The organism is Campylobacter sp. RM16192 (assembly GCF_004803855.2).
Classification (GTDB): domain Bacteria; phylum Campylobacterota; class Campylobacteria; order Campylobacterales; family Campylobacteraceae; genus Campylobacter_A.
Map to the genome: position 1 here is coordinate 288,746 of NZ_CP012552.1, position 19,175 is coordinate 307,920.

Here is a 19,175-nt window from a genome sequence, read left to right on the forward strand (position 1 = left end):
ACCCCGTTTGTGACACGTTTTTCATTAAGATAACGATTTCTTTTTTTATCATAGGGTAATGTAAAATGGAATACAACAAATATCTGACGTTATAATTTCTCTCAATTTTAAACCTTTGTCTAAAGATTGAAAAATGTATCTATAGGTATATGAATTGATGAGGGCTGTTAAATAGATTAGTTTTTCAGGTGAAGCATTATCAAAACAATAAGCTCCTTGATTATTATGAGCTGGTTGTTTTCCATCAATATAACCAGCAATACCTACATATTTTCCACAACTCTTGAAGTCCTATTAATAATCAATAGTGTTGGTTTTTGTAATCTTATTTTAGGCGAGAGAAGTAATTATTTTAGCTGTTTGTATATACCCAAAATCATCAAAATCTGTTGGTGTAATTCAATAAGTTTGAAATTCGCTAGAATCACCTAAAAATCTTTGTTTAGGAGTATCGCCTCCAGTTAATTCATATTCCTTAATGTATAAAGCTGAACTATTCGAATAAGATACTATTTTATTTATAACTTCCTTAAAATTATCTGTATGTTCTCTAAAATTCCATGATTAAACTCTTAATTTAACTACTGATACTTTCGTGATTTTGCGAAATGATTTTAAGTAACTATTCCCATTTGTAATCTATATAGCAATTAGTACTAAACTCCTTATCTTTTTGAGGTTTGTCTTCAATTAGCGATAACAAAGGGATATTGGGAATATGAGTAGGAATTGCACAGCCTTTAAAAGAGTTAAAGGAAAATGCAGTATTCTCACTTTTATGCTTGAAATTGATATTTTCATCGTTTTAACTTTAACCTAGAAATGCCGTTCTAATACATTGTTCTTATGTAATTAAATAGTCTTTGAAATCACGAATAATTTGAGTGAAATCTTCGTCTATTTCATCTGACTGCTCAAATGTATTCAAAACTATTTTATAAGTAGGCACAAATGTAATTACCCGATTGATTGTTTGTACTTGATAGCCTAGATTATCAACATTTGCCATAAAGACTGAATAATCTTCATTAAGAATATTTAATTAGGTTTTTTCAGTTTATAGGCAATTAAAATAGTTGTAGCAACAATACTACCTTGGAACTCTGAATGTTTAGAAACAAGATCTGAAATAATATGAGATTCTGCCATATATTTTGCCTTTATTGTTTGACTTTTATATGACAGAATTTTAGTTAATTTGAGAGATAAAAGTCTTGTGCATTTGCTACATAATAGCGTAAAATAGCTTGTAGACATAAAGTGCGATAGGATGCTATGAAATGACAAAAGAAGATAGCGGATTTGATTTAAGATCAATAAAAAATAATATTATAATAATTATAGGTACTAATGGTTGTTGTAAAAGTATACTTGGAATACAATCTTAAATATTCTAGGAATGTAAACCATGCATGTAAAACAATCCTATAGATAATGACAAAAAATAGTATATTAAAAGTTTTTTGGTGTTTTTAATAAGTAATGATACATAAGTCTAGAAAACAATCGTTGCTCAAACTTATGTTTACTTAAGCTACATAGGTCTTGATTATACAAATATATGTGGGCTGTTAAAAATAACTAATAGTTTATGAGAACTCGATTAGTTTAAAACTACTCGAACATAGGCAAGAGAGATATCATGAGTAGCTTTAATAAACAAGAAATTTTAAGGATAAAATTTAAATAAAATACTATATTATAATATCAACGTTTATAGACGTTGACAATTTAAAATTTTCATGCTACCATGCCTTAATATTGTCTACACTTATAGACGATTACACAAAAGGATAAAAATGTTAAATTTAATAGAGCAGTATCAAGATAGATTTCTTAAAAATTTTAATACGACATACAAGCGTTATTTATATAATGAAATTGATTTTAGCGAAAAGCTTATCGGTGTAGTAGGAGCTCGTGGCACAGGTAAGACCACAATGCTCTTTCAAAGATTGATTGAATTAAAAGCTCAAAACAAAAAAGCTCTATACATAAGTCTTGACTATCCGTTTTTAGGCTCTACTAGCCTCAGTGAACTTGCCTTTGAGTTTGTAGACAGTGGCGGAGAATATCTTTTGTTGGATGAAGTACATAAATACGAAGATTTTGCTGCACACTTAAAAACCATATACGACATGAGTCCTTTGAGCGTAATTTTTACAGGCTCATCTGCCGTAAGCATACTAAATGCAAAGAGTGATTTATCGCGTAGAGTTAGTGTATTTAGTCTAGAAGGTCTTAGTTTTAGAGAGTTTTTAGAGCTTGAAAGCGGTATGACAATAGATAAATTTAGTTTAGAAACTATACTAAAAGATCATCAGGTAATTGCGAATGATTTAAAAATAAAGCTAAGTCAATTTAAAAAATATCTTAAATTTGGTTATTATCCATTTTACTTTAATAAGCAAAGCTCATACTATGAAAGTTTGTTAAATACTATTAACCTAAGCATAGATGTTGATCTAACATCTCTAGGACTGGTTGAGCAAAAATATACTTATAAGCTTAAAAAACTGCTTGAAGTAGTCTGCCAAAGCGAGCCATTTGAAGTTAATTACACCAAGATTGCAACTCTTGCAGAGATAAGTAGGGCCAAGCTATATGATTATATTGCCTATTTAAATGATGCAAGATTAGTCAATATGATAGATGAGCAAAGCAGAGGACTTAGTAAGTTAGTGAAGCCTGCAAAAATATATATGAATAATACAAATTTAATTTATGCTTACGGCAATGATTGTAAGGTAGGCACTATAAGAGAGACTTTTTTTGCTAATCAACTAAAGATAAAACATAGGCTAAATATCCCAAAACAAGGAGATTTTATCATAGATGATAAATTTATATTTGAAGTTGGTGGGAAAAATAAAGGATTTGATCAGATAAAGGATATTGCAAACTCATATATAGCTTCCGATGAGATAGAGGTTGGAAGCGGTAATAAGATACCGCTTTGGCTGTTTGGATTATTGTATTAGGTGTTAAAATGGCGATTAATAAACGTGATTACGAAAAGGTTGAAACTTGCTTATTTATACATAAAGCAAAACCAAATGTATTTTTGCTGAGAAAAGTTATAAATGGCAAATACTTTACGAAAGTACTTATTTTGGATTTGCGTGCCGGATGGAGCAAAAGAGAGCATAAGAACGAAGCCAAAAAAGAGTTTGTAAAGTGGTTAGAAAATATAAATAAGCAAGCAAAAGGTCTAAAATTTAAAGACACTACCAGAGTAAATGATCTATTTGAGATATGGAAAAGCAAAAAGGATAGAAGCAAAAAGTCAGTCGCTAGTGATATTGCATTTTATGAGACTTATTTACAAGATGGTATTGGTAAAGAGATTGTTGTAGACGTTATAGCTGCACAGATAGATGAAATCATATATAATTTAATGCATGTCGGAAAATTTAATCAAGCAATAGGAAAAATACAAATATTGTCAAAACGTAAGGCATATGACAACACAAGACGAATTTTAGGAGAGATGTTTGATATAGCACTGAGAAATCAGCTAATAGTAGTAAATCCTTGTAGCTTACTTACGAAAGTAACTTCACAAACAAAAAAATGATAATAAAAGATGCAGTTGACAAATTCTATAAGCTAAAAATGGCGATTATGGAACTATATAAAGATGATCCTTTTTGGAGAGGATTTTTCTTGCTGTGTCTATACGGCAGGCGCAAAGGTGAAGTTACTAGCTTAAAATGGGAAAATATTGATTTGCAAAATGATGTATATTATTTGCTAGATACTAAAAATGGAAATGATTATAAAAAGCCGCTTTCGCAACTCGTAAAAGATGCTATTCTGCAAATACCAGCCGATAAACACGCTCTTGTATTTGGAAATCCTAAAACAGGCGAACCTATTCAGAATACAGATAGACAAAAGGCTAAGCTTGATAAATTTGTAGGTTTTGATGATTTTAAACTGCATGCCACTAGGCATATAAGGGGTTCCGCGCTTGAAGAACTAGGAGCAAATAGCGATTAATCAAAGATCATCTCACTAACAAACGAGATGGCGTGACATACAAACACTATATCACATACGATACTTATAATAATAGTTGCAAAGCACTTGAGATGTTAGACAATATAGAAAAAATCAATGAAAACTGTATCGATTGAAGATGCCTTGCTGGCTATTTATGATCCGGAGAAAGCGTTTGATCAGATAAGGCTTGAAATAGATATGCATATTTGCGAGTTTTTTATTAATAAAAAATTTTTCATAAGCGCCTTTTACGCAAACCAAGTAATCAATAATGCTAAAGAAGGCATATTGGATGTATTTAGAAATTTTACAATAATTGATTTTGATAAAGATAAATTTCTTAATATTATTGTGCCAACTTTAACTATGGATATGAGTACTGGAATTATCGAAATTATAGAACATGGCAAAGCTGTGAATGCTGAAAAAATAAATAAAATAAAAGGTCTATTTGGAGGTGATACTGAAATACTAAAAATAATGTCTGATTCACAAAACAATGATATATTTATTTGTCATTTGGCTTTTCATACTTTTTTGTACATAGTAACAAAATTCAATAGTATCATGTACGATACAAATACAGAATTTAAAAAGTTTTTTGATTCGTTGGAAGTGCTTAAAAAACAAGATTTTCCTTTTGGTGACGTGAATGAAAAATATAAGGATGGCTTTTCTAAAAACTATAATAAATATGTCAAAACTATAAATAAAATACTTTGTGAAATATCAGATTTTAGAAATTTAAAAATTTCACAAGATATTAAGAGAAATGCATATATAGTTGCTATTAACATCAAGGCTTAAGAAAAGAGATAAATACAGTAAAAGATTATCTAGAACTCGAAAAAATGCTAGTAGATAAGTTAATCAATAATGAATTTATTTGCAGAGATGACATCTTACAAGCCCTTAAAAATAGCAATATAGAAGTAACCAGAATAGGAAAAGACTATATATCAGTCAAGCTACCTAATTCTAAAAAGGCTAAAAGATTTAAAGGAGATATGTTTCATGAAAGCTTTAGCAACACTGCAAGCTTGGAGCAACTCAGAGAAAAGACACAAAGAAGAGCAAAAGAGTTTAAAGATACAAGGGATGGAAATAATACTGGCGAACAAGAACCAAGAAGTTTCATCTTTGAAAACGAAATATGCAAACCTAGAGACATCTTTTCAGGAGTTGCAATTGAGAAATTTAGAATTATCAAATTCAAACAAAGCCTGTCAAAAAGAGATCAAGATCTTAACAGACTCAAAACAAAACTTAACAATGAAATACAAAAAAGAAACAACTGGCTTAAAGAACAATCTTCAAGAGAGCCAAGACGTAAATTTTATATTAAAACTATCAGTAGTGGCGCTGCTAATACTGTTAATAATGTCAGGAGTTTTAATTTGGAAGATGAAATCGAGCAATTCAATACTAATAGATCAAAACAAACAGATGAAAGATTACATAGAGCAATATATAAGTGGCAAACAACAATAAATGATAAAACCAAAATCTTTACTACAAGGATGTATTATGACACTGCTAGAGCAGGAATTATTAGAGGAATTATATACAAGAGAAAAGCAAGAGAAAGAGAGAACGGAGTTGTTCAATCAAGTATTGCTGGAATTAAGGAGTTTGGACAAGAGATTGACCGGCTTAGAGGCAGTATTCAAAGAACAAACTCTCATGCAACAAGAATTTCAAAATTCATCGATAGATTTAGAAGAAAGATTGATATCCTTAGAGAACTGTCATTCGATATTATCTCAAGAGTTGGTTGGATTAAAAGGGAAGCTAGAAACTTATTCAAGCTAAAGCTAAACAGATCTAAAGACATATCCAAAAGAAGAGATATGAGTGATATTGGGTTTGGGTAGGATTTTAATTTCTATGGCTATTTAATTGTAGTAGGTAAAATTCAAAATGAAAATTAAAAAGTTTGTGCAAATAAATGATTGGTATATTGACTTATTTTTTGAGTTTTATAAAACAAAACATTTTCAAAATACTCCATGGGTTGATATTTTGCTAAAATTACCCATATTAATTTATAAAGATGTGTGAAGAGTAAATGCATAAAGAACCACTATATAAGTATAAAATAGTAAATAGAAACGGAAAATATGGCGCAACATTGTTTGACATGGTAATCATTCCTTTTGAGTACCAGGAATTAAGAGCTTTTAATAAGAATTATATTGCTATTGCAAAAAAAGAATGATAAGTATGGTGCTATAAATTCTCAAAATCAGATAGTTATTCCGTTTGAACTAGATGATGTTAGTTTTTTTATGGGGATTTATTGATAGTAGAGAGGGATGGTAAGAATGGTGTGTATAATTCACAAGGGAAGCTTTTAATTCCTTGTGAATATGATCATATAGATGATTTTATGGACTATTGTGATGACGAGTCTGATAATTTTGCGATTATAGAAAAAGATAAGAAATACGGTCTTTTAAATTATAAATGCAATATAGTTATACCTATCCAATATGATTATTTAACTTATTTCGGTGGTGACTTGTTTATAGCTCAAAATATTGTAAATTTGGAATTATCAACTTCTATAATGATCTGATTTTGCCATTTGAATACAATAGTATGGATAGTATCCAAGAAATAATTAATAACAATGAGTTAATGTTTGATATTATCAATAATAGTATTTATGATAATAAATTAAAATTGGTTAAACAAGGAAATAAATACGGACTTTTTTGCGAAGACAATGAGCGCAATATATTGCCGTTTATATACACAGACATACAAGATGTTATATATCATATTTCTTCAAAGAGGCTATTATCAAAAGAAATAAGAAATACAAACTGTATGCTAACTCTAGACAATAGTATTTAACTTGTTGAAACAATAGTTGATTTTAAGTAGTCTCTAAATTTTAAATTAATATATTTTTAATCCGTTTTGTTTTTAGATATAATTGACCTATTTTAAATAAGAAGTTGTTAATATGAATCCTGAAGAAATTGCTAGAGTAGATATTGACGAGTTGCTTAAAAGTGCTGGTTTTATCATTCAAGATATGAGCAAATTTGATAGAACTGCATCTCTTGGAGTAGCTGTTCGTGAATTTGTTATGCAAGATGGCAGTAAAGCGGACTATTTGATCTTTATAGATGGAAAAGCTTGCGGTGTTATAGAGGCCAAAAAGGCTGGACTATCACTAAGTGGAGTAGAAAATCAGTCAAGCCAGTACGCAAATAATTTGCCAAGTAATGTAAGGTATCATAGGCTTCCTTTGCCATTTATTTATGAGAGTAACTCAAAAGAGATATATTTTTCGTATTTAAGAGATGATAATCCTCGTTCAAGAAAGGTCTTTTCATTTCACAAGCCTGAGTTTTTATTAAAGCTTTTAAATGAAACAAGTACCTTAAGAAATAATTTTAAAAATTTACCTAAACTTTTAAAAACTAATTTGAGGGATTGTCAATTTAACGCTATTGAATCTCTTGAAAAATCGCTTCAGAATTTAAAGCCAAGATCACTTATTCAAATGGCTACCGGTGCGGGCAAAACATACACCGCGTGCAATTTTATATATAGATTGATTAAATTTGCAAATGCAAAAAGAGTTTTATTCTTAGTGGATAGAAATAACCTTGGCAGACAGACTAAAAAAGAATTTGAAAATTTCCACCTAATCGACGAAAACCGCAAATTTAGCGAAGTGTATATAGTTCAGCATTTAAGCTCAAATAATATAGACAAAGATGCAAAAGTTGTTATAACTACTATTCAAAGACTTTACTCTATGCTGCAAGGAGAGGAGAATTATAATGACCTTGATGAGGAGATTTCAGCCTTTGAGACTAAACCTGTAAAATCAAAAGAAGTAGCATATAACCCTAAACTTCCTATCGAAACATTTGATTTTATAGTAGTTGATGAGTGCCATAGGAGTATTTATGGAGAATGGCGACAGGTTTTGGAGTATTTTGATGCATTTTTGATAGGCTTAACCGCAACTCCATCAAAGCAAACTCTCGGCTATTTTAATAAGAATTTGGTTTCATCTTATCCGCTTGAAAGGTCGATCGCCGATGGGATAAATGTTGATTGCGATATTTTTAGAATAAGGACAAAAATAGGCGAAAGTGGAAGTGTTATAGAGGCGGGAGAAACTCCAATAATGGACAAAAGGACAAGAGAGGAAAAATATGAAAGCCTAGATGAGGATATGGAATACTCATCAAAAGAGCTTGACTACTCAGTACTAGCTCCAAATCAAATCATAACTGTTTTAAAGTGTTATAAAAACGCTATATTTACTCAACTATTTCCTGAACGTGAACCAAATTTTGTGCCAAAAACTCTAATCTTTGCAAAAGATGACAATCATGCAGAAAATATCACAAGATATGCAAGAGAAGTTTTTAACGAAGGAAATGAGTTTTGTAAAAAGATAACTTACAATATCGGAAATCAAGATCCCGAAAGTCTAATAAAAGCCTTTAAAGTAGATCCAAAATTGCGTATAGCAGTAACTGTTGATATGATAGCTACAGGAACCGACATCAAAGCTCTTGAAGTAATAATTTTTATGCGTGATGTAAAATCATCTATTTATTATGAGCAGATGAAAGGAAGAGGTGTTAGGACAATAAACGCAAATGACTTACAAACTATTACTCCAAACGCAATTTCAAAAGACAAATTTTACATAATAGACGCAGTTGGAGTTACTGAAAGCAAAAAGAGCTTATCGGCTCCTCTGGAAAGAAAGAAAAGTTTAAGTCTTAAAAAGCTTTTAGAAAATGTCGCAAAAGGTGATATAAGCGATGATACTCTTTCAACTTTAGCGGGTAGAATTGTGCGAATAGAAGCAAATACAGACGAAAAAGATATAAATCAGATTAAGACCCTAACAGGCGACAAAACTCTATCAGATATAGCCAATGAAATTTTAGACACTCTTGATCCTGATAACACAAAAGACAAAAGCGAAGATGAGATAAACGATCTAAAAGATACCGCCCTAAGACCTTTTAATTCGCCTGCTTTAAGAGCATTATTAATAGAACTTAGCTCTAAATCCAAGATATATATATAGATTTAGTTTCTACTGATGAAGTTTTGAGTGCTGATTTTAGCCTTGAAAAAGCGAATGCTTTGACACACAATTTTAAGGAATTTATTGAAAATAATAAAGATGAATTAGACGCCCTTAGTATAATTTACAACACAAGCTATAAAAGCAAACCGCTTACTTACAAGATCATAAAAGAGCTTGATACTAGGCTAAAAAGTTCGCTTTTAGACCCTGAAAGAGTTTGGGAAGCCTTTTATATACTACAAGCTACAAAAGTAAAAGAAAAAAGAGTAAAAATCACCGAATGTCTTACAAATTTAGTCCAGCTTGTTAAATTTGCCATCGGCATTGATGATGAACTTGTACAGTTTAGTTCTGTTGCAAATTCACGCTTTGAGCTTTGGCTTGGCAGGCAGAAAAAGCATGGCATGGAATTTAACCAAGAGCAGCTTGAGTTTTTAAGACTTATCAAGGACTACATCATCACAAATTCCCACCTTAACGCAAACGACATACAAGAATTTTTAGGCGATAAAGGCGGAATATTTAAAGCCAAGAAGCTATTTAGCAATTTTGATAAGTTGCTTAATGAGTTAAATTTGGCGATAGTGGCGTAAAAATAAAAAAGGATAAAAATGAATAGTCTTAAGCAACTGAAAAATAATTTTAAAACACTGAAGGAGCAAGTCAATAATATTGATGAAAAAAATATTAATCAAAATGAGTTAGAGCAGTTTGCTAGAAATAAAGAGGCTATGTCTTATATAGAAAGTTATATAAATTTATTAAATGAAAAATTATTGCCAAATGCTTTTTTCTATGACACTCAAAATTGCTTTATGGATTGGGATAATACGACAAGCCGTTTAACAGAACTTATTGATTTTGCTTTAATAAAATTAGCACAATATTCAAATGTATATATTCCAAAAAATTTAGCACAATTAACCATATCTGAAATGATAAATAGTTACAACTCGTCTATAAAAAACGCACTTGATGACATAAATTTACAACAAGTCAAAGATGATGAAAAGTATATAGCCAAATATAAAAAAGAAATAGAAAATATAAAAAATGAAAGTTCTAGTCAAAAAGAGAAATTAAACGAGTACTATAATGAGATAGAAAATTTTAGAAATATCTTGTTTGAAGAGAGAGAAGATAGCAATATTTCAACCGAACAAGAAATAGAAAATTTTAGAAACAAAATTTCACAAGATGTAGAAAATACTACAAAACTAATAACGGAAAATTCTAATAAAATAGAAAAAATAAACAAATTTTACATTAAAATTTTTGGCGAATTAAAAGACGATAATACGCGTGGTGGAGGGCTAGAGCAAAAGCTTGATAACTTGTTTGCAGAACTTGCTAAGTATGAAGAAAATATGAAAACAAGATTTGACCAATATAACAAAGAGATAAAAGGTTTATATGAAAAAGCCACAAACGGAAGTCTTGCAGCTTCTTATGAAGAGCAAAGAAAATCTATAGATAAGCAAATTTGGAAGTGGAATACGGGTTTTGTTTTAAGTATTTTTATGGTTGTTATTGTGGCAGTTTGGGCTTTTTATGGCGTAAATGAAATTTTAAGTCAAGATATTAGTGCAACAATTACCCAGTTAGCTGAAATGAAAGGACAAATAAACCAAACATATCATGTATCTATTTTGCCAAGAGATAAAATATATATTATACTTTTTGGTTTTTTATCTAAAATCACAATCTCATTGCCATTTATTTGGCTTGCTATTTTTTGTACTAATAGGCGAAAAGAGGCGATGAGATTAACTCAAGAGTATGCCCATAAGGTTGCGGTTACGAGTTCTTATGCAAGCTACAAAGAACAGATAGAAAATTTAAAAGAAGAAAATCCTGAATTGATGCCAAAATTAATGTCATCAACAATAGATATAATCTCTAAAAATCCTGTTGATTTTATGGATAAAATGCCAAAAGATAATAAAGATATAAGTTTAGAAGATATGATGAAAAAAATTAAAGATTTGCCAAACGAGTTTAAAGATATGCTTTCTAATCTTGCAAAAGGTGCAGATAAATGAATAATTTTCCAAAACATTGGAAAAAATTTAAATTTGAAGATGTTTTACAGTATGAGCAGCCAGCAAAATATATAGTTAAAAGCACGGAATATAGTGATGAATATGAGATACCGGTTTTAACAGCTGGTAAAAGTTTTATTTTGGGCTACACTGATGAAAAAGATGGAATCTTTACCGATATTCCTGTAATCATATTTGATGATTTTACTACAGCTACAAAATTTGTAGATTTTAAATTTAAAGTCAAATCATCGGCTATGAAAATTTTAAAGCCTTCAGATAATGCAAATATAAAATTTCTTTTTTATTTAATGCAAACTATATACCATAAAAGCGATACACACAAGAGATATTGGATCTCAGAGTATGCAAAAAGGGAAATTTTGCTTCCGCTACTATCCGAACAAAATTTAATCGTCTCCGAAATAGAAAAACGCTTTGAAGTGGCTGATAAGAGTTTAAATTTGATAGAGCAAAGCCTACAAAAAGCCGAAAATTTAAAGCAAAGCATATTACAAAAGGCATTTAACGGCGAGCTAATAAAGGACAAAAATGAGTGAAAATAACCTAATAAATAAAGTTTGGAATTACGCAAGCGTGCTAAGAGATAGCGGAGTTACTTATACTGACTATGTTTCGCAGCTTACTTATCTGATATTTTTAAAAATGGACGATGAAAAGGTCAAAAATTTGGGTGCAAATTCAAAAATCCCACATAACTGCTCATGGGAGTATCTAAGCTCGCTTGATGGCGAAAGCTTGGAAAAAGCATACACGAACGCCCTTGCTGCGCTATCTAAAATGGACGGCATTATCGGCACGATATATCAAAAAGCACAAAACAAAATCAACGAACCGGCAAAGCTAAAAAGAATCGTAAGTATGATAAACGACGAAACTTGGATGGGGCTTGATGTAGATGTGAAAGGCGCTATATACGAAGGCTTACTCCAAAAAAATGCAACCGAAAGCAAGAGCGGTGCTGGGCAGTATTTCACTCCGAGAGCTTTGATAAACGCGATCGTAGCCGTGATGAGACCAAGTATCGATGATAGTATTTGCGACCCTGCGTGCGGTACGGGCGGGTTTTTGCTCTCGGCTTTTGAATACATGAAAAAACAGAGTAAAGACAAAGAAAAACTAGCAAATTTAAAGCAAAATTTGTTAAATGGGACTGACATAACACCACTTGTTGTAAGCCTTTGTGCTATGAATTTATACTTGCACGATATAGGTGGTGAGCAAAGTCCTGTGAAAGTGGGAGATTCACTACTTAACCTTGGTGAAAAAAGATACGATATAGTGCTTACAAATCCGCCATTTGGCAAAAAGTCTTCAACTAAAATCATGGACGCAGAAGGTGGGGTAAGCACTGGGCGAGATAGCTATGAAAGAGATGATTTTATAGTTAGTTCATCAAATAAACAGATAAATTTTTTACAACACATAATGAGTGTGCTAAAAATCAGCGGAAGAGCTGCCGTGGTGCTTCCTGATAATGTGCTTTTTGAGGGTGGAGCGGGTGAAAAAGTAAGGCAAAGACTGCTTGGTGGCTTTAGGCTACATACTATTCTTAGGCTTCCGACGGGGATATTTTACGCACAAGGCGTTAAGGCAAATGTGCTGTTTTTTGATAAAGTGCATGTTAGCAACGATGAGTATGCAACTAAAGAAATTTGGATTTATGATTTTCGCACGAATCAGAATTTCACACTTGTAGCAAATCCTTTAAAAGAGAGTGATTTAGAGGATTTTATGAATTGCTATAATGCAGAAGATATAACCAGACGAAAAGAAAGCGAGAGATTTAAGAAATTTGGTATCGATGAAATTTTATCAAGAGATAAGACGAACCTTGACATTACTTGGCTTAAGGATGAGTCTTTGCAAGACTTAGAAAATTTGCCTGATCCAAAAGTCATTTTAGATGAAATAATGGAGAATTTGCAAAATGCCATAAGTGAACTTGGTAAAGTGGATCTATAAATAAAGCTTTATATTTAGCAGGTAAATAAATGCCATTTTATGATGGGCATATTTTATGAAATAATTACAATAAATTTAACTTGTATAACTAAATCAAGTATAGCTTTGCTGATTTTAGATCTAAAAGTATAAGCCGGCATGGGGTCTTAGGGGCAACTCCCTAACGAGAGATTTTTGTCTGACTTGTCAGACAAAAAGTATCCTCGCCCTATATGCAAGACAGATGTCTGTATTTGTCTACTTTTCATAAATTAGTAATATTAATTTAATATAAGATAATATTTATTATTTTAATGAGTTGTAGTAAAAACTAAAATATTAAACTTATTAGATTGTTAGATTTTCACAAAAATATTTTCATACATCTTTGAATTAAATTCTATGTTTTTGAATAATTTGTATTTTTTATTAGATATAAAGATATAAATAAATGGCACCCAAGATGGCACCTAGTCAAACCTTAAAGTTTAAAAATACCGATGAAATAAGGGTTTTAAAAGAAATGGTGGTTAGAGGCGACTGATATTATTGTAAAGCCTGAAAATTCGTTATTTAGCTTTAAAAAATGATAAAAAATATTTTTAAAATATTTTCTGGATAGTTAAGTTTTTAAAGCCCAAAAATATGGTAATGAAAACTCCAATTTTCAATACAAAGTATTTGGAATATCCTAAAATACGTGATTTTTAATTTAAGCAAACTTGTTTTTTAAGTTTCGTTAGCTTAAAGTAGGTGTTTTGGTTTAAGATTTGATATGTTTCACAACTTTTTTAGCTCGAAACTTAATTAAGGTTAAAATGTGAAACCTCATCATTTTTTAGTTTCACGCTTCGTTACAATAGGCTTTATTTTTTGCCTTTAGCAACTATTCGCTTTACTTCGTCTTTAAAGCTTTCATCTTGCTTGAGTTCTTTAAATTTTGTATATTCTAACTCTGCTTTAGCTTTTGCATTATCCGAGCTAAATTTACCAAAACCTTTTAAAATTTCATAGCCGTTAAAAGTTAAAAAGCCGTCTAGCTTTAAATCCCAATCGCTCATCGTGATTAACACTCCTTGCTCTGCTTGAGTTTCTAAATAGTCAAGCAGCATACCCGTTAATCTGTTGAGCTTACTTATTTCGTCTTCGTATAAATAATTTTTGGCTACGGCTACATCCAATTTTATCGGCTCTTTGCCTCTGCCGCTTCCGCTCCATGTCGTTAAGCCCATATTCGGCTTTGTATGATCTGCACGCTCTTTGATAATCTCTGCCGATGTCTTTTTAGTTACTGCATATTCTAATTTGTTTTGGATATTAGCAAAGAAATTTTTAGCCGTCTGCGATGTTTTATCGTAGTCTGCACTTAGTGCGAATAAATCCCTGACTTTTTCATAAAATAACTTTTCACTAGCCCTTATGGCTCGTATGCGTTCTAGTAATTCTTTGAAGTAGTCTTTATTAAATACGTTGTTGCCTTGCTTTAGTCTCTCATCATCAAGCACAAAGCCTTTAATGATGTATTCTTTTAACGTGCCGGTAGCCCACTTCCTAAACTGTGTTGCTTTTACGCTGTTTATACGATAGCCTACTGCGATTATCATATCAAGATTGTAATGTTCAACTTCTCTTTTAACTTCTCTATTTCCCTCTGCTTGAACTGTCAAAATTTCTTTTACAGTTGCGTAGTTTAGCTCTCTTTCGTCTAAAATATTCTTTATGTGATATGATACATTCTGCTTGCTAGTATCAAAAATATCAGCTATCTGTTTTTGATTTAGCCATATTGTCTCGTTTTCTCTGTCGGCTAATATTTGAATATTGACTTTATTATCACCCGTTGAATAAATAATAAAATTTTGCTCTTTAGTGTCTATCATTGCGCTTCCCAATTATTGCCTTTGTAAATGCCTAATATCAAAATTTCATCATTGCTTATCAGGTATGGAATAACGTAGCCTTTAAAAATTAAATCTCTTGCATTATCACGCTTGACTTTTTGGCTTGGTCTGTGTGCGTTTGGTAGCTCTTTTAATCCAAAGCACCTATCCATAAGCTCATCAACGAAATTAACCGCCCTTGCTTCGCTATCAAGCTTGATAAAGTCGCTTATTGTATTGAGTTCATCAAAGAAACGCTCTTTAAATTTTACTTGCATAAGTTCCGCTCTTGATCTTGCTTGCAATACTCAAAGCTTCTGTTTCATTAATAAGCCCGATACCTCTTAAAGCTTCATCTGCTCTTTTTTCATATTCAGCAGATAGGGGGTCATCATCTAAGCTTATTTTGACATTATCGCACTTGGCTAGGGTTAATAATACCTCTTTGGCTTTTGCTATGAAGTCGCTATTATCAGTTGTAAGTGTTAGAGTATTCATACTAGCCCCTTTGTCGTTTGTCATATTCTAACCACTCCACACTTAGAAAAATATTAGCTCTCTAGCGTTCAAAATGGCGTTCATTTTGTTGCTCATTTTGTTATTACTGCATTATCTTAGCTTCGATATTATCGTGCTTTGCTTTGCTTGTGATTGCTCATTTTAGTGTTCATTTTTACATTGTGACACAAGGGTTGAATTTTATCGCATTTTAGCTTTATTAAAAACCGCCTGAAATGCTAAATGCTCGGCTGATACCAAGCATAAGATTATCGCCCTTATGCTGGCGCTTCCCTTATCTACCTTTTAAAAGCCGTTCAGGTCTTTCACCCTTTAAAGGTACAACAGGCTTAATCGATGGGGTCTTTACTGCTGCCCCCCCCTTGTTAAAACTATCTAGCTTGACTTGATCCGCCGTGCCACCGATATGAGCCTTTAGGCTTTGCTTGCTCGAGCTTGTCGATTAGCTCTTTTAAATGTTCGTTTTGCTTATCCAGGTATTGGCACTCTTTAGCATAGTAGTTAAAAGCACAATAAGCCTGATAGCCTGCTTGGTATGTGGCTTCTAGTTTGTTTAACCCTTTTGCCTCTCGCTTTGCTATCTCGTAGGCAAATTTAGCCTTTGCGCTCTTATCCTCTAGCATAGCGTTAATGTATTTCGCTTGTTTTGTCATTGTCTTCCCCTAATACGTATCTGTCAATAAAGCCTATTATTTCGTCTTGTATGCGTTCAACTTCCAGAATAAATATTTTGGTAAATATTTTCAAGTTCTCAACTTCAATATTTTGATTTACTATCCGCATAAATTCCTTTTGGGTTTCTAGCTCTTGCAGATATTCACTCGTTTTAATAATAAGCTCTCTTGGTGCTTCGTTGTAGTCTTTTTTGGCTTCAAACTCTTTTGCCATTGCTCCGGCTGTTAGCTTTGCCTTTTCTTTATCCGTCTTTAGTAGCCCTCTAACGTTAAAAGCCTTATTGTTAGCTTTTAAAACTTCCTTGCTTGCTTGATAAAAATGCTCTTTACTCATCGCTTACCCTTTAAATGATCTTACAAAGATAATAAAGTCTTTGATTGTTAAGCCCTCACGGCAACCGATAATGGATTGATAAAATTTAAACTCTTGATAGGTCATTTTTTATCCTTTATTTCTACGTTTGCCGTTACCATTTCCGCTAATAGCTCCTCTTTGCTAAGCTTGCCTAAGCAATAAAGCCTAACTGCCCTTTGTAAGTCCTCATATCTAGCCTTTAAGGCTTTGTAATTGCCTGCTAGGTTTTCAAGCATTACGAATAAATCAAAGGCGCAGTCCATTACGTCAAAAGTTACCCCTTTGCCCTCTTGTTTGTCGTTTTGGTAAGTAGCTAATAATTTTAAAAACTTCTGCTCCGTGTCCGATAGGTCTTTGCCTACTGCTTTTAAAATTTCATTTGCGTTCATCTCTTAACCCTCGCTTTCTAGTAGTAAGGTTTCTATTAGTTCATCTTGGTTAATGTCGCCCTCTTTAAATAATAAAAGAGCCGATTGTAGATTATCTAGCTTGTCTTGTAGCTGTTTATTTTTATCGGTTTCTCTGCCGATAAGTTGATAGAGCCTTATGTTATCCTATTGCAGTGCTTCGGCTCTGTTCTCGGCTTGTTCGCTCCTTGCTCTTAAAACCCCGTTACTTGTTAATGCTCTCTCGTAATCTCCTTTCGTTTGTCTGCAGCTGTAATAAGCTAAGTAACCTATCTCATAAAGCTTTTGTTCGCTTACCTCATCGCTTCCGTCATTATGCTGTATAGCATATTCAGCATAATCTGCCTTAATGGCTTGTAGTCCTGATGTTGTGATTTTCATTTAATCTCCTTTGCTTCTTTGGTTTTTCTGTCTGCATAAGCTTTTATTTCGTCTGCTATGTCATCTATTAAGCAACTTAAAAAATAATGTGTTTCGCAGTCTCTGTTGTGATTAATGCCTACTCCTTTTGTATGATACGGCAAAGCGTGGGTAATATGGGATATTGCATTAAGTGCAGGTATTATCTCATCAACTAAATCTACTTCGTTCTCTATTTCAAACGTTAGTTTCATTTGGTCTCCTTTGATGTTGATTTCACAATTTATTTAATGTCTTGCTCTATTGATAGCAAGGTTTCATTTACTAAAAGAGCTATGCCGTCTAGGTTGTCATCGGTTAAATTGCCGTTTCTAAGGTCAAAACCGATAAGGCTATTAAGCATAACTCTTAATCCGCTAACTCTCAATGCCGTTTCCTCGTAGTCGTATGAAGTCATTTTAGTTCCTTTAAGCTACTTATTTAAGTTTATTTATTATAAATTATATACTTATATAAATATTTTGTCAAGCAATACTATACTTATTTAAATATGTTTTGATATAATACGATAATTAAATAAGTATAAAAGGCTAACATATGGATAAACAAGAATTTAATGAATTGCTAAAAAGGGTTAATTTAACAAAAAAGGAATTTGCGGAGCTTGTGGGGGTTTTGCCTACTTCAGTTAATAATTGGGGTTCATCTCAAAATATTCCATATTGGGTAGAAACTTGGTTATTAAACTACGAAAAATCAAACCGATATGAAAAAATAAAAGAGCTTACTAAAGATATTTAACCTCATCACTTACTTTTTAACCTCTCTTGTATTTTCCCCTAAAGATTGATAAAATAGCTCCTTAGCAATAAGTGAACGTGCATCTGCACCATTCGCCCCGGCTGGCATCGTATCAGTGTGTAGGGATGGTGGGCGACCCTACCACTTATTGCCTCTACTTTAAAGCAAAGACATATAATCGTAAGGGTGTCGGTAGTAGCTACCACCTTTAAATCCTACTCTTTAATAAATCTTTAATATTTGCCTTTTTGTTGTTACCTCATAGCAAAAATGGCACTACCTCATATCAAAATCGCTTTTTCCGTCCGCCGACTGAATAGTAAAAGCGTTGAAAGAGTTGGTTTTAACTTAACAATACCCTTTAAAAGCAAAATAAGCCCACCGATGAGGTCTTAGCTCTTTTTAATACCTTTGGTGTTTTGATATGCGTTCGTTGCTTCTTGGGCTTGTTTTGATAGCCTTACGGTTTGGTTCTGTATTATCGTTCCTTTTTATGTTCCCTTTTTTCACATTAGTCTTTTTAAGCTCCGTTTTTATGGTGCTTTTTTATTGCGGAAGGTGTTCCCTTTTTAAATATCTCTTTTTAGATGCCTTTGCTCTATCTTTTGCCATTCTGTTATCACATATCCACGTATAAGCCTCTAATGGCATTTCGTAAATTTTGCTTAGCTCGTCTTGGTATTTATCCACTTTGCAGGTTCTTAGATTATTTATGATGGTTTCGTCCGTGTAAGAGCATTTAAAGACTTTTAGGATCATAAAGGCTAACTCTGTGAGATAGTAGTCGTCTTGTCTAGCCTCCCAATTTGGATAAAACTTATCTAAGACATCATAAAGCTTGCTAAGAGGTTTTAGGTCAAGAGGGATTAGTTCCAATATAAGCCTTTTTGTTTTTTATGAAATTTTAGAGTGTTTTTGTATTCGCTTTTCTTGTTGTGGGGGTTTCATTTTTGTAAAAAATGCGCGAGTATGATTTAAGGTTAGAGAGAGTTGATTATTAAAAAGGATAGGATTTTGATAGAGGGAAAGTAAATGAGTAGGGTATACACTAAGGGGCTTGATTTCTTAAAGTGCATTTTTTGGCTCTATT

The 19,175-nt window shown here is 32.2% G+C and carries 24 protein-coding genes; 13 read left to right on the forward strand and 11 right to left on the reverse strand.

All coding sequences use genetic code 11. From position 1 onward, the window contains the following. Positions 1-844 precede the first annotated feature (844 nt). Complete coding sequence (locus CDOMC_RS01480; protein WP_185768469.1) at positions 845-1,009, reverse strand: hypothetical protein; 165 nt, start codon at positions 1,007-1,009, stop codon at positions 845-847. A gap of 790 nt (positions 1,010-1,799) precedes the next feature. Between CDOMC_RS01480 and CDOMC_RS01485 the strand changes: the two genes are divergently transcribed. The 12 genes from CDOMC_RS01485 to CDOMC_RS01530 all read left to right on the forward strand — a co-directional run bounded on the left by CDOMC_RS01485 (position 1,800) and on the right by CDOMC_RS01530 (position 13,110). Continuing rightward, the gene (locus CDOMC_RS01485) at positions 1,800-2,981 is read left to right on the forward strand and encodes an ATP-binding protein (RefSeq protein ID WP_172127331.1); all 1,182 of its coding nucleotides are present in this window, start codon (positions 1,800-1,802) and stop codon (positions 2,979-2,981) included. Positions 2,982-2,989: 8 nt separating this feature from the next. Beyond that, positions 2,990-3,577, forward strand: coding sequence for a hypothetical protein (locus CDOMC_RS01490; protein WP_172127332.1), 588 nt, complete (start codon positions 2,990-2,992; stop codon positions 3,575-3,577). Then, positions 3,574-4,002: a tyrosine-type recombinase/integrase gene (locus CDOMC_RS01495; RefSeq protein ID WP_172127333.1), complete on the forward strand. Its 429-nt coding sequence runs from the start codon at positions 3,574-3,576 to the stop codon at positions 4,000-4,002. Before CDOMC_RS01490 ends, CDOMC_RS01495 begins: the two co-directional genes overlap by 4 nt. Positions 4,003-4,119: 117 nt before the next feature. Next, complete coding sequence (locus tag CDOMC_RS01500) at positions 4,120-4,812, forward strand: hypothetical protein (protein WP_172127334.1); 693 nt, start codon at positions 4,120-4,122, stop codon at positions 4,810-4,812. 44 nt (positions 4,813-4,856) lie between these two features. Next, positions 4,857-5,879 carry a hypothetical protein gene (locus tag CDOMC_RS01505; RefSeq protein ID WP_172127335.1) on the forward strand — a complete coding sequence of 341 codons (1,023 nt, stop codon included), beginning with the start codon at positions 4,857-4,859 and terminating at the stop codon, positions 5,877-5,879. 327 nt (positions 5,880-6,206) lie between these two features. Beyond that, positions 6,207-6,308, forward strand: coding sequence for a WG repeat-containing protein (locus tag CDOMC_RS10065; RefSeq protein WP_218975681.1), 102 nt, complete (start codon positions 6,207-6,209; stop codon positions 6,306-6,308). Next, positions 6,305-6,583 carry a WG repeat-containing protein gene (locus CDOMC_RS01510; RefSeq protein ID WP_172127336.1) on the forward strand — a complete coding sequence of 93 codons (279 nt, stop codon included), beginning with the start codon at positions 6,305-6,307 and terminating at the stop codon, positions 6,581-6,583. The genes CDOMC_RS10065 and CDOMC_RS01510 overlap by 4 nt, the downstream gene beginning before the upstream one ends. A 393-nt stretch (positions 6,584-6,976) precedes the next feature. Then, positions 6,977-9,079, forward strand: coding sequence for a type I restriction endonuclease subunit R (locus tag CDOMC_RS01515; RefSeq protein ID WP_218975682.1), 2,103 nt, complete (start codon positions 6,977-6,979; stop codon positions 9,077-9,079). Between the two features lie 23 nt (positions 9,080-9,102). Next, entirely contained in the window at positions 9,103-9,675 is a 573-nt protein-coding gene (locus CDOMC_RS10070; protein ID WP_218975683.1) for a type I restriction-modification enzyme R subunit C-terminal domain-containing protein, read from the forward strand. Positions 9,676-9,693: 18 nt separating this feature from the next. Continuing rightward, entirely contained in the window at positions 9,694-11,124 is a 1,431-nt protein-coding gene (locus CDOMC_RS01520) for a hypothetical protein (protein WP_172127337.1), read from the forward strand. Next, on the forward strand, positions 11,121-11,684 hold the full coding sequence (locus CDOMC_RS01525) for a restriction endonuclease subunit S (RefSeq protein ID WP_172127338.1): 564 nt from the start codon (positions 11,121-11,123) through the stop codon (positions 11,682-11,684). The genes CDOMC_RS01520 and CDOMC_RS01525 overlap by 4 nt, the downstream gene beginning before the upstream one ends. Next, on the forward strand, positions 11,677-13,110 hold the full coding sequence (locus CDOMC_RS01530) for a type I restriction-modification system subunit M (protein WP_172127339.1): 1,434 nt from the start codon (positions 11,677-11,679) through the stop codon (positions 13,108-13,110). The genes CDOMC_RS01525 and CDOMC_RS01530 overlap by 8 nt, the downstream gene beginning before the upstream one ends. Positions 13,111-13,955: 845 nt before the next feature. On the opposite strand, the gene CDOMC_RS01535 is transcribed toward CDOMC_RS01530, so the two are convergent. From CDOMC_RS01535 to CDOMC_RS01575, 9 genes are all read right to left on the reverse strand, one after another. After that, on the reverse strand, positions 13,956-14,981 hold the full coding sequence (locus CDOMC_RS01535; protein WP_236861326.1) for a virulence RhuM family protein: 1,026 nt from the start codon (positions 14,979-14,981) through the stop codon (positions 13,956-13,958). Beyond that, the gene (locus tag CDOMC_RS01540) at positions 14,966-15,247 is read right to left on the reverse strand and encodes a type II toxin-antitoxin system RelE/ParE family toxin (protein WP_172127340.1); all 282 of its coding nucleotides are present in this window, start codon (positions 15,245-15,247) and stop codon (positions 14,966-14,968) included. Before CDOMC_RS01540 ends, CDOMC_RS01535 begins: the two co-directional genes overlap by 16 nt. Then, on the reverse strand, positions 15,231-15,467 hold the full coding sequence (locus tag CDOMC_RS01545; RefSeq protein WP_172127341.1) for a hypothetical protein: 237 nt from the start codon (positions 15,465-15,467) through the stop codon (positions 15,231-15,233). Before CDOMC_RS01545 ends, CDOMC_RS01540 begins: the two co-directional genes overlap by 17 nt. 392 nt (positions 15,468-15,859) lie before the next feature. Beyond that, a complete protein-coding gene (locus CDOMC_RS01550; RefSeq protein ID WP_172127342.1) occupies positions 15,860-16,141 on the reverse strand; it encodes a DNA/RNA nuclease SfsA in 282 nt (93 codons plus the stop codon). After that, positions 16,116-16,496, reverse strand: coding sequence for a hypothetical protein (locus CDOMC_RS01555; protein ID WP_172127343.1), 381 nt, complete (start codon positions 16,494-16,496; stop codon positions 16,116-16,118). The genes CDOMC_RS01550 and CDOMC_RS01555 overlap by 26 nt, the downstream gene beginning before the upstream one ends. A 101-nt stretch (positions 16,497-16,597) precedes the next feature. Then, a complete protein-coding gene (locus tag CDOMC_RS01560; RefSeq protein ID WP_172127344.1) occupies positions 16,598-16,906 on the reverse strand; it encodes a hypothetical protein in 309 nt (102 codons plus the stop codon). A 165-nt stretch (positions 16,907-17,071) separates the two neighbouring features. Beyond that, complete coding sequence (locus tag CDOMC_RS01565; RefSeq protein WP_172127345.1) at positions 17,072-17,305, reverse strand: hypothetical protein; 234 nt, start codon at positions 17,303-17,305, stop codon at positions 17,072-17,074. Further along, complete coding sequence (locus CDOMC_RS01570; RefSeq protein WP_172127346.1) at positions 17,302-17,538, reverse strand: hypothetical protein; 237 nt, start codon at positions 17,536-17,538, stop codon at positions 17,302-17,304. Before CDOMC_RS01570 ends, CDOMC_RS01565 begins: the two co-directional genes overlap by 4 nt. A 29-nt stretch (positions 17,539-17,567) precedes the next feature. Then, positions 17,568-17,741 carry a hypothetical protein gene (locus CDOMC_RS01575; protein WP_172127347.1) on the reverse strand — a complete coding sequence of 58 codons (174 nt, stop codon included), beginning with the start codon at positions 17,739-17,741 and terminating at the stop codon, positions 17,568-17,570. A gap of 140 nt (positions 17,742-17,881) precedes the next feature. On the opposite strand from CDOMC_RS01575, the gene CDOMC_RS01580 reads away from it, so the two are divergent. Next, positions 17,882-18,085: an XRE family transcriptional regulator gene (locus tag CDOMC_RS01580; RefSeq protein WP_172127348.1), complete on the forward strand. Its 204-nt coding sequence runs from the start codon at positions 17,882-17,884 to the stop codon at positions 18,083-18,085. Between the two features lie 546 nt (positions 18,086-18,631). On the opposite strand, the gene CDOMC_RS10120 is transcribed toward CDOMC_RS01580, so the two are convergent. Beyond that, entirely contained in the window at positions 18,632-18,961 is a 330-nt protein-coding gene (locus CDOMC_RS10120; RefSeq protein WP_236861319.1) for a hypothetical protein, read from the reverse strand. Positions 18,962-19,175: the final 214 nt, after the last annotated feature.

Bases quoted from the DNA above. Each gene is read 5' to 3' on its own strand.
- CDOMC_RS01480 (WP_185768469.1), bottom strand. From the start codon at position 1,009: ATGGCAAATGTTGATAATCTAGGCTATCAAGTACAAACAATCAATCGG.
- CDOMC_RS01485 (WP_172127331.1), top strand. From the start codon at position 1,800: ATGTTAAATTTAATAGAGCAGTATCAAGATAGATTTCTTAAAAATTTT.
- CDOMC_RS01490 (WP_172127332.1), top strand. From the start codon at position 2,990: ATGGCGATTAATAAACGTGATTACGAAAAGGTTGAAACTTGCTTATTT.
- CDOMC_RS01495 (WP_172127333.1), top strand. From the start codon at position 3,574: ATGATAATAAAAGATGCAGTTGACAAATTCTATAAGCTAAAAATGGCG.
- CDOMC_RS01500 (WP_172127334.1), top strand. From the start codon at position 4,120: ATGAAAACTGTATCGATTGAAGATGCCTTGCTGGCTATTTATGATCCG.
- CDOMC_RS01505 (WP_172127335.1), top strand. From the start codon at position 4,857: ATGCTAGTAGATAAGTTAATCAATAATGAATTTATTTGCAGAGATGAC.
- CDOMC_RS01515 (WP_218975682.1), top strand. From the start codon at position 6,977: ATGAATCCTGAAGAAATTGCTAGAGTAGATATTGACGAGTTGCTTAAA.
- CDOMC_RS01520 (WP_172127337.1), top strand. From the start codon at position 9,694: ATGAATAGTCTTAAGCAACTGAAAAATAATTTTAAAACACTGAAGGAG.
- CDOMC_RS01525 (WP_172127338.1), top strand. From the start codon at position 11,121: ATGAATAATTTTCCAAAACATTGGAAAAAATTTAAATTTGAAGATGTT.
- CDOMC_RS01530 (WP_172127339.1), top strand. From the start codon at position 11,677: ATGAGTGAAAATAACCTAATAAATAAAGTTTGGAATTACGCAAGCGTG.
- CDOMC_RS01540 (WP_172127340.1), bottom strand. From the start codon at position 15,247: ATGCAAGTAAAATTTAAAGAGCGTTTCTTTGATGAACTCAATACAATA.
- CDOMC_RS01545 (WP_172127341.1), bottom strand. From the start codon at position 15,467: ATGAATACTCTAACACTTACAACTGATAATAGCGACTTCATAGCAAAA.
- CDOMC_RS01550 (WP_172127342.1), bottom strand. From the start codon at position 16,141: ATGACAAAACAAGCGAAATACATTAACGCTATGCTAGAGGATAAGAGC.
- CDOMC_RS01555 (WP_172127343.1), bottom strand. From the start codon at position 16,496: ATGAGTAAAGAGCATTTTTATCAAGCAAGCAAGGAAGTTTTAAAAGCT.
- CDOMC_RS01560 (WP_172127344.1), bottom strand. From the start codon at position 16,906: ATGAACGCAAATGAAATTTTAAAAGCAGTAGGCAAAGACCTATCGGAC.
- CDOMC_RS01565 (WP_172127345.1), bottom strand. From the start codon at position 17,305: ATGAAAATCACAACATCAGGACTACAAGCCATTAAGGCAGATTATGCT.
- CDOMC_RS01570 (WP_172127346.1), bottom strand. From the start codon at position 17,538: ATGAAACTAACGTTTGAAATAGAGAACGAAGTAGATTTAGTTGATGAG.
- CDOMC_RS01575 (WP_172127347.1), bottom strand. From the start codon at position 17,741: ATGACTTCATACGACTACGAGGAAACGGCATTGAGAGTTAGCGGATTA.
- CDOMC_RS01580 (WP_172127348.1), top strand. From the start codon at position 17,882: ATGGATAAACAAGAATTTAATGAATTGCTAAAAAGGGTTAATTTAACA.